Raw genomic sequence first — 10,076 nt, forward strand, 5'->3', positions numbered from 1 at the left:
GTCTTTGCAGGAGTAAACTGGAATCGATTTAGAATTGGTGCTTCCTATGATATAATTTTAGGCGGAGTAAGTGCTAAATCACCCGGGTCTTATTCCATACTGCTGAGTTACGGCTTACCAGCTCCCAAACCCAATAAGCGAATTCCCGTACGGACTCCACGTTTCCGTTTTTAAAATGTCAGTTATCCAACTATGAAATTTATACATCTTCGAAGCCCGAAAAAACAGCATTTTCACGTGTATACGCCTTTGTTTTAGGCTTTAAAGCGGTCTTCCACGACTGTAGAGGCCTTGTTTCTCGTAAGTTTAGCGAGCGGAACTTAGTACCAAGCATATTTTTTTTATTTTTGCTGGCTGAGTTAAATACGATAGCTGCGTATTCATCGTTTTTTTGCGGCGTAATCACTACGAGGAATATAAACAAGTCTTGTGTTCAGGAAGTAGTACATAAATGATATTGATAAGAAAAACAACTATATGATCATGAATGAGCGGCATATGAGTAAACGCCTCATTTGGAGTCTTCTGATTCTTGTTCCCATGCTGGTGATACAGAGTTGCGGTAAAAAAGGTAATAATGCTAGCAACGGAGGCAAAGGTGGAAAAGGCAGTCGCAAAGGAGAGGTTGGTGTGTACAATGGGGAAATTGTGGCTGATGCCCGCAAAGGCTGGAAACAACCCACTCCCTATGGTATGGTTCTGATTCCTTCGGGTTCCTACCTGATGGGGCAAGCCGATGAAGATGTGGCAACCGCTCAAGTAAACTTTAATAAGCGGGTTACGATCAGCCAGTTTTTCATGGATGATACCGAAATTACCAATAACGAGTATCGTCAGTATGTAAATGCTATGCTGACGGATTCTGTATCGGTTTTGGGTGAAGAATACATCATGAGTAAAGTTTATCCAGATACTACAGTTTGGAAGAAAGACTTTACCTACCATAATGGTGATCCGATGACGGAATATTATTATTCAAGTCCGGCGTTTGACCGTTATCCCGTCGTAGGTGTAAGCTGGGATGCCGCTCGTGATTTCTGCCGTTGGCGGACGTCGGTGTTGAACGACTACCGCACGAACGAAAATCAGGCTGCTATGCCTCGTTTCGAATTACCTACTGAATCACAGTGGGAATGGGCGGCTCGTGGTGGTAAATCCGGTGCCAAGTATCCCTGGGGTAACCCTTACGTAGCGAACGGTAAAGGCTGTATGCTGGCTAACTTCAAACCCCAGCGTGGAAACTACGATGCTGATGGTTATGCGTATACCGCTCCCGCTAATATGTACAATCCCAATGAATACGGTTTGTATAATATGGCTGGTAACGTAGCCGAGTGGTGTTTAGATGCCTGGGCTGATAATGCTGCCGTCGTAACTTGGGATTTGAACTCTGATAATATCAATGACGATGAGCCTCGCAAGGTGATTCGTGGTGGTTCTTGGAAAGACGTAGCTTACTTCCTCGAAACGGGTACCCGTTCCTGGGAATATAAAGATGCTCGTCGTTCATATATTGGCTTCCGTTGCGTTATGCAACACTTAGGTATGTCTTCTGGACGCGAATTCCGTTAGAAATTTTAAAAACACCTGTTAGGTCAGTTCTTCCTGACAGGTGTTTTTATGTGTCAACCAATTCATTCAGGATAAGCCCAGCGTATCATTAATGAATTACCATCTAATCCAGTCCTTTTCACGTTTAAACCTTTTTATTTACTCATGGCGGCGAAACGTAACGTCTTCTTCGACAAAATTCTTCCTGTAGTTTATAGTGTTGGGGCCGCTGTTGTAATCTTGGGGGCTCTTTTTAAAATTCAACACCGCCCCGGAGCCGATGAAATGCTGACCATCGGTATGGGTACGGAAGCCGTTATTTTCCTTTTGTTTGCTTTACAGCAATTCGTGGCTCCTACGGCTGATTACCAATGGGAAAAAGTATATCCTGAATTAGATGACAATTATAAAGGTGAGTTACCCACGCGTAGTGCAACGACTGCAGCAGTAGCTACTTCTCCTAATCTGGGTCTGATGGCCAAGATGGACGATATGCTGGCTAATGCGAAGGTATCCCCTGATGTATTCAATAGTTTAGGCACAGGTTTACGTAGCCTGACTGATACCGTTGGAAAATTAGGTCAGATCACGGACGCTACGGTAGCTACGAACGAATACGCTAAAAACGTAAAAATCGCTGCGGGCTCTTTACAGGAAATGAACAAATCGTATGGTACTGCTGTCTCGGCTATGTCTGATATGGCTAGTGCGACGATGGATGCGAAAGAATACCGCGTGAAGTTCCAACAGATTACGCAAACGATGGGTGCTCTTAACGCAGTGTACGAGTTAGAATTGCAGGACACCCAGAAACACCTGAAAGCCATGAACGCTTTCTACGGTAACCTGGCATCAGCGATGGATAACATGCAGGAAGCTTCTAAAGATGCTCAGCAATTCAAGAGTGAAATGGGACGTCTGACCAACAACTTACAGTCGCTCAATAACATTTACGGCGGTATGTTGTCGGCCATGAAAGGCGTACAATAACCAGTTCATGAACCAACCCTGGTTACTCATTTTTTTCTGACACTGAAAAACTAATAGAAACATATGGCAGGTGCCAATGAAACACCCCGGCAGCGAATGATCGGGATGATGTACCTGGTACTGACAGCAATGCTGGCCTTGCAGGTGAGTTCGGCTTTGATTGATAAATTCATTTTGTTGAACCGAAGCCTTGAAACGGCCAACAGTACCGCAAGTATTACAAACCAACAGTCAGTAAAAGGAATTAAGGATAAAGCAGCAGAAAGCGGAAGTCTTTACGCAGATGTCATTCAAAAGGCAGATGCAGTTCGGAAACTTTCTACGGCTATGTACAATGAACTGGATGCGTTGAAATCGCAGATCATTGACAAAAGCGGTGGATTCGACGAGCAGGGCAACCTGAAAAACGCGAAGGAAGAAGAACAAGTTGCCATGCTGATGGTTGGAACGGGTGGAAGCGGTAAAGCTTACAGCCTTAAGAATCAGCTTAACAAGTATGTAACGGACTTACAGGCCTATGCAGACAAGGGTACTCAATTTTCTCCGCTAGCTGTAGATGCGAAGGATGATCCGATCGCGAGTAAAAGTGCAGAGCAACGGAACAAAGATTTCGCTGAAATGAACTTTGCTCAAACGCCTGTTCCTGCTGCTTTGGCAGTACTGAGCCAGAAGCAGGCTGAAGTTTTGCGTTACGAAAACACAGTACTCGATCAGCTAGCTGCTAAAGTAGGCTTGAAAGAGATCAAATTTGACAAGATTTTCCCAGTCATTTCTGCAAAGTCCAGCACGGTTGTAGCAGGGATGAAGTACGAAGCAGAAATGTACGTAGCGGCGACGTCTAGTGCTATTACGCCTCGTATGAGCTTTAACGGAGCTGCTGTACCCATGAAAGATGGTCGCGGTCAGATCCAGTTTACGGCTCAGGGTGGTGCGTATGGTCCAGACGGTTTAGCTAAGAAATCCTATACGGCTACGGTAAACTATCCGGATCCAACGGGAGCGATGAAAACGTTTACCGTAACGGGTGAATACTTTGTAGCGAAGCCTTCGTATAGTATTCAATCGGCTTCTTTGCCTCCGCTATACCTAGGTTGTGCCAACCGTTTGCAATTCGTAAGTCCGCAGATGGGAGCGATGTGGAATCCTTCTTTCAGTGCTGAAGGAGCTGAAACGATTGCAGGTAGCCAAGGTAAAGTGACGATTGTACCCAACAATCGCCAAGTAAGTCTGAACGTGAATAACATGGGTACTACGCTCGGCGTTGAAAAATTTAATGTTCGTCGTGTACCAGCTCCGCAATTAGTTCCGTTTGGTAATGGACAGAAGTTGGATGTGCGGAAAGGTGTTCCAGCCAGCCAGCTTCGGGTATTGGAAGTTCGGGCCATTGCGGATGAAGATTTCGCGGCTTCAAATCCTGAAGATGCCAAGTTCCGGGTGAATGATGTACAAATTTCATTAGCCCGTGGATCAAAACGAGTAGCTGGTCCAGTGAGTCAGGGAAATATTGCTTCCTTGGCTGCTGCTGCTCAAGCAGGCGACCGTTACGTAATTGAAGTAAAAGGGTACCAACGTCAGAATTTCCAAGGAAAAGTTTCAAGCACTACGATTAACGAACCTATTACTGTGCCGTTGAACTAATGGAAAAAACACATTTTGCCATGACGAAATTGAGAGGATTTGCGGGACTAACCTTGTCACTGGTAGTGGCAGGATCGGTCTATGCTCAGGAGCCAACACCCATGCCCGAGCAGGCTCCCCCAGCCAACTTGCAGGCAGCTCCAACCAATACCCAACCCCGGGTACTGGGAGCCGAGCAACGTGCTCCGATGAACGATCAGCGGACGGCAATGGCGGAACGGAACCGTGCTTCTGAATCTTTGCGACCCATTGATGACGAAGATATTATGTATAAGACGACGCTTTGGCGTCGGATGGACCTCCAGGAAACCCAAAATCAGCCTTTCTTTTCGACCAATAACGAGATTACTCGCTATCTGATCGATGGCATGAAAGCGGGTGTACTGAAAGCCTATAAAAATGATTCTTTAGTGACCGAACTCACTCCTGAACAATTTCAGACGAACCTTCGTATGGAAGGTACGGGTGGCGGGCTTTCGGACGAAGAAAAGGCCGCTGGATTTGGTGATCCAGCTCCAGCGGGCGATGATGGTTGGGGCGATAGTGCGAAGAAAAAAGATGCGAAAAAGCCCGCTGCTCCAGCAGCCGGTGGCGTAGATGACGGCTGGGGAGGGACTACGGGTACGAAGAAAGATACCAGTGGTTTCGATCAACCCTCGTACGCTGACGATAATTCGGCTTACGAGTATTTCCCTACGGATATTACGGTCTTGGAATTAAAAGAGGACTATGTATTCGACAAACGTCGCTCACGTCAGTACTACGACATGAAATCCATTACATTGATTATCCCGGCGGCGAAAACGTCTACGGGTCTGGATCGTGAAGTGGCTTCATTCCGTTACAAAGACGTAGATCAGTATTTCCGTAGTAATCCGAAGAAGTTTATCTGGTATAACAACCAGAATAACGCGAAACACCTTAACATGGCGGATGCCTTTGATTTGCGGTTGTTCTCTTCGCGGATTCTGAAGCAGTCAAATTCCAAAAATGCTTACTTGTCTCAGATTTATGGAGGCGAAAAAGAAGGTCTGGTTAAGGCTCAGCAGTTGGAGTACAAACTCATGGAGTGGGAACACAACTTGTGGGAATACTAGAAATACCGTTTAAAGCTTAGTAAAAAGTCCGCCGGGAAACCGGCGGACTTTTTACGTTTAGAAGATACGGGGGCAAACCAGACGCTGGCGGTTATTGAACATCAGTCCAACGACAATCTCATGCGTTCCGCGGGATACCGTCCGTACCGAAGATTGGGTGAAATCATACGAATAGCCAATGTTTAGTTTGTAGTTAACATTGAATCCTATCAAGCCGACAATGGCATCCTGATGTCGGTACGAAAGACCCATCCAAATTCGATCCTGATAGGACACCTTGGCGTTGATGTCGAAAGAAAGGGGTAGGGGGCGGACGGACTTGACCAGTACCGAAGGAAGTAAGGACCAGTCCGGATCTAATTCAAAACGATAGCCAGCCGTAAGAAAGTAATGATTATAGAGACGTCCCAGCCATTCGTAGTCAGACGTTCCAGTCTGCCCATAATCCAGTTTTTTGAAGAAAAGCTGACTAGCGGAAAATCCAACGTAAAAATTAGGATCGTATAGAAGCACACCCGCATTTAGTTCGGGTACAAACGTATTGAGCTTTCCCTGCTGAATGACGGGGTCATTAGGCTCCAGTACGTGAAGCAAATCAAAATCGAGCGTATGTTGCGTAAAACCCAGAGCGACTCCAGTAGCTACTTTTATCCGGTTCGTAAGTGGTAAATGTAAAGCGTAGCTCGCTTGTAAGGTAGTACGCGAACTGGGTCCGGTTTCATCGCGAAGTAAGGTAGCTCCCACGCCATGATGGGAAGGAGCGGCAGGCTGCGAAGGAAAAACACGACTTCGTTGATACGGACGACCATACGGGTCGCGAACTGGTAAAGTACTAGTGCGATCTGCTTTGTTGAGGGCACCGTGAGCCGTTAAATAAAACGTTTTAGGGGCTCCCTGCCAACCTGCCCATTGATTTCGATAGCCCGCCTTTACGTCGATGAAATCTTCCAGACCACTAACGGCGGGATTCAATACCAGCGGATTTAACATGTATTGGCTATACTGAGCTCGTTGTTGAGCTTGGGCGGCGGGCAGTGAAAGAATAAAACTAATTAGCAAGTAACGTATACGCATTCCATCCATTGGTGATTTCGTTTCTTGAAAACGCCCGAATACAAAGATGAAGTACAAGTCTCTCCAATAAATAAATTAGTAAGAGCGATTTCAAATTAAAGCTTCAAATCATCTTCTACACGCCGATACATTTTTGCCATTCGTCGCTACACTTTTTGTTTTTGTACAATTGGAATAAATGCTAGGATTTGATAGTCAAGGTTGTCTCTTGAAATAAGTCAAAAATCTTGATCTCCGAAGAAACCGTTTTCGTCGAATTTCCCTCTCGGATTCGAATGTTTCATTCAATTTTGAATAGAGTATCTATGCTGTACTCTAACTTCTAAGTACGCTTTCCAATTCGTTACAACACAAACCTATTTTCCCATTTGGGGCTCCACACGCATGAATCTGTTCTTTAAACGAGCCATGATTAAATATTTATTTTTCCTTTTTGCCATGCTTTCCTTCGGGACGGCCTTTGCTCAGTTTCCTGCGGCTCCGGGAGGCCAGCCGAAGGCTATTCCTGGTACTGATACGGACACCAGTCCGAAGGGTAATTCCAAAGTTTCGGGATTTGTAGTGGATTCGGCGTTGACGAAAGCCGTAGAATTTGCGAGTGTAGCCTTGTACAGTAAGGCAACGAATAAACCCGTCGATGGTACGGTAGCGGACGACAAAGGTAAATTTACGTTGAATCGTGTGGCCGAAGGAAACTACAAACTCCTCATCACCTTCATTGGTTATACGGCTAAAACGGTTGATAACGTAGTCGTCAAAAAGGGGGAAGACCTTGATTTAGGCGTAATCAAACTTTCAGCTTCTACCCGTACCCTTCAGGAAGTAACGGTAACTGGCCAACGGGAATTGATTGAAGAGAAAGTGGATCGCATGGTCTATAACGCAGAAAAAGATATTACGGCGAAAGGGGGCGATGCGGGCGACATCTTACGGAAAGTCCCCATGCTATCCGTGGATTTGGACGGAAACGTTCAATTACGTGGAAGTTCGAACGTACGCGTGCTTATCAATGGTAAACCTTCAACCATTGTTGCTCAAAGTGTAGCGGATGCCCTTAAGCTGATTCCTTCCGAAATGATCAAGAGCGTCGAAGTCATCACGTCACCTTCGGCTAAATACGACGCAGAGGGTTCCGGCGGGATCATCAATATTATTACGAAGAAAAATACGCTTCAAGGACTTACGCTGAACATTGACTCGGGCGTAGGTAATCGCGGAGCTAATTTGGGCTTAAACGGAAACTACCGTCGGGGAAAACTTGGCTTTTCGCTCAACGGTTTTGGCCGGGCCAGCTATAATGTAAAGAATAAAAACGTTAACGATCAGACAAGTATCGTTGACGGTATTCAAACCCTGACGAATCAGACGTCGACCGGGATGAACCAGAATTTATTCGGTCGCTACTCGCTGGGTATGGATTACGACATTTCCAAAACGGCTTCATTAAACGGAAATATTAGCTTCGGAACCCGAAACGGAAATAATACGCAGGATTTGGTAACCGGTCGCTACCGGGGTGGTGTAATGACGAGTACTGATGCCCGACATATTGATACTAAGGATTTTTCTAATACCGTAGATGCCAATATTGACTATACCAAGACCTTTAAACCTCAGCAGGAGCTGAGTATTTCGGGTCAGTTTAGCCGGAATAATCGTACGAATAATTACTTGGCCGAATTGATGAACGGCGAAGGAACGATTGGAAGCCGTCAGAAAAACGACAACGAAAGCTACAACCAGGAAACCACCATCCAAGTCGATTATCAGACCCCGATTGGAAAAACGCAATTGGTGGAATTCGGTGGGAAAAGTATTTTCCGTCAGGTACAAAGTGATTACAAATATTTTGTGGCTCCCGGAGAAAACGGATCTTTCATCACCGATACGACCCGGACGAATAACCAGCTGAATTACGATCAGAATGTAATGGCGGGTTATGCAACCTACCAGTTGTCCACTAAAAATAAATGGTACTTTAAAGCGGGTGCCCGGTACGAACGCACTTTCATTAATGCCGATTTCAAAGTAGGCTTCAGTTCACTGGATATTCCGGATTATAACAACTTAGTTCCTAGTATCAATATCTCTAAGTCCATTGGAGCAGGTACGCTGAAATGGGGATACAACCTGCGTTTGCAACGGCCCGGTATTCAGTCACTGAACCCGAACGTGAATATTGCCAACCCGGTCAACGTCAGTTTAGGAAACCCGTACTTGCGTCCGGAATTAACTGACAACGTAGAAATGTCGTATAGTACGTCTATCAACAAAACGTACCTGAATTTTACGGGTTTCTACCGGCATACGGGTAATTCAATTGAGCAGGTACGTTCTAACGTGCGGGATATCAAACAAGTTTTCGAAGGAACTGCGTACGGAACGGTACTGAACTCAGTGCTTGAAGGCGTGGCTGCCGATGCCATTGTAACGACTTCGAGTAACATTGGAAAGCAGGAAGTCGTTGGGGTTAACGTATTCGGAAACGTCAGCATTACACCCAAGATTTCCGTCGGCGGCGGTACGGACATTATGTACTCGATGCTGAGCAACGGTAGCAATACTACGTTACGGGCGTCCAATTCAGGTTTCAACGTGAGTGGTCGTTTCAACCTCTCGATTAGCCTTAAAAATAGCTGGGCAGTACAGGGCTTTGGCTTTATTCGGGGTCGTCAGATTCAGTTACAGGGAACGCAGGGCGGAATGGCCTTCTACAATTTGGGCGTACGGAAAGAATTCAAGGATAAAAAGGCCAGTTTGGGTTTAGGATTGGAAAACTTCCTCAACTTCAATGGTTTCAAAGTACGCAACAGCTTCGATTCGCCAGCCTTTAGTCAACGGAGCGTGAACACGCTTTATAATACTGGGGTACGGGTGACGTTCAGCTATCGAATCGGTAAGATGAGCTTCGATCATCCGCAACGCCGTCGGGGTAAGGGTGTAAACAACGATGATATTAAGAGCGGTGGTGAAGGAGAAGGTGGCGGTCAGCCCCAGAACCAACAGCCGCAAAATGGTACGCCGGGAGGTAATCGTCCGGGCGGAGGTCGTCCGGGTGGACAACGCAACTAATCCTGCTTTTCTCTAAACTAGTTAGCCCCTTTGCTTAGCGAAGGGGCTTTTTGTTAGGTCATAAAAAAATCCACCGCTAATCAGCGGTGGATTTTTTACCTACGGAATGGATTATAAAGACGTTGCAAGCGTACCGAGAATAATCGTCACGTGGACGAGTAGACTGGTTAAAAAGATTGGCAGAATAACCTTGGTCGATAATGCCGAAAGATTAGGAACAACGACGCCGAAAATGGAAGTAACGGCGACCAACAAATAAGCATCATTAAGCCCGAAATGACTGATCGTCCAGAGCAGTAAGGGCGTTAAAATACAGCCTTGAATACCAATGGTTGCTCCGGCCCAGAGCCAGTGGTTTTCAGCTTCCTGACCTTCGCAGAATGCCATAAAACGGTTCCAAAGCGAAGAGCTAGCGGGTTGGCTTAGCGTAGCGGAAGAGTGCTGATATTGCGAGTTGATTTCTGTGCGTACCATAGTGATTATCAATTTGATACACCAAAATTACAATCGCTTCTCTCCACCAGATATGACGAAAGTCAATTCGAAAAATGAGTTTCGAAAGCTCTGGGCCTTAAGCCGCTGTTCTTCGCTTTGCTACTAGCCAAGATTTTACCTACATTACGCCTTGGCCGTTTCGAAATAGCTTCTGATTTT

At 45.8% G+C, this 10,076-nt stretch carries 7 protein-coding genes; 5 read left to right on the forward strand and 2 right to left on the reverse strand.

All coding sequences use genetic code 11. The features are described from left to right. Positions 1-483 precede the first annotated feature (483 nt). From ACOJTG_RS21945 to gldN, 4 genes are all read left to right on the forward strand, one after another. Positions 484-1,572, forward strand: a complete 1,089-nt coding sequence (locus ACOJTG_RS21945; protein ID WP_420155765.1) for an SUMF1/EgtB/PvdO family nonheme iron enzyme — start codon at positions 484-486, stop codon at positions 1,570-1,572. 144 nt (positions 1,573-1,716) lie between these two features. After that, positions 1,717-2,541, forward strand: coding sequence for a gliding motility protein GldL (gldL, locus tag ACOJTG_RS21950; protein WP_420155766.1), 825 nt, complete (start codon positions 1,717-1,719; stop codon positions 2,539-2,541). A 63-nt stretch (positions 2,542-2,604) separates the two neighbouring features. Then, positions 2,605-4,179: a gliding motility protein GldM gene (gene gldM, locus ACOJTG_RS21955; RefSeq protein ID WP_420155767.1), complete on the forward strand. Its 1,575-nt coding sequence runs from the start codon at positions 2,605-2,607 to the stop codon at positions 4,177-4,179. Between the two features lie 20 nt (positions 4,180-4,199). After that, positions 4,200-5,276: a gliding motility protein GldN gene (gene gldN / locus ACOJTG_RS21960; protein WP_420155768.1), complete on the forward strand. Its 1,077-nt coding sequence runs from the start codon at positions 4,200-4,202 to the stop codon at positions 5,274-5,276. A 57-nt stretch (positions 5,277-5,333) separates the two neighbouring features. On the opposite strand, the gene ACOJTG_RS21965 is transcribed toward gldN, so the two are convergent. Next, entirely contained in the window at positions 5,334-6,350 is a 1,017-nt protein-coding gene (locus tag ACOJTG_RS21965) for a type IX secretion system membrane protein PorP/SprF (RefSeq protein ID WP_420155769.1), read from the reverse strand. 384 nt (positions 6,351-6,734) lie between these two features. On the opposite strand from ACOJTG_RS21965, the gene ACOJTG_RS21970 reads away from it, so the two are divergent. Next, on the forward strand, positions 6,735-9,422 hold the full coding sequence (locus tag ACOJTG_RS21970) for a TonB-dependent receptor domain-containing protein (protein WP_420155770.1): 2,688 nt from the start codon (positions 6,735-6,737) through the stop codon (positions 9,420-9,422). Between the two features lie 111 nt (positions 9,423-9,533). Here the strand turns inward: ACOJTG_RS21970 and ACOJTG_RS21975 are convergent, their stop codons facing one another. Then, the gene (locus ACOJTG_RS21975) at positions 9,534-9,896 is read right to left on the reverse strand and encodes a hypothetical protein (RefSeq protein WP_133163282.1); all 363 of its coding nucleotides are present in this window, start codon (positions 9,894-9,896) and stop codon (positions 9,534-9,536) included. Positions 9,897-10,076: the final 180 nt, after the last annotated feature.

It is taken from the genome of Siphonobacter sp., assembly GCF_048595215.1.
GTDB lineage: Bacteria > Bacteroidota > Bacteroidia > Cytophagales > Spirosomataceae > Siphonobacter.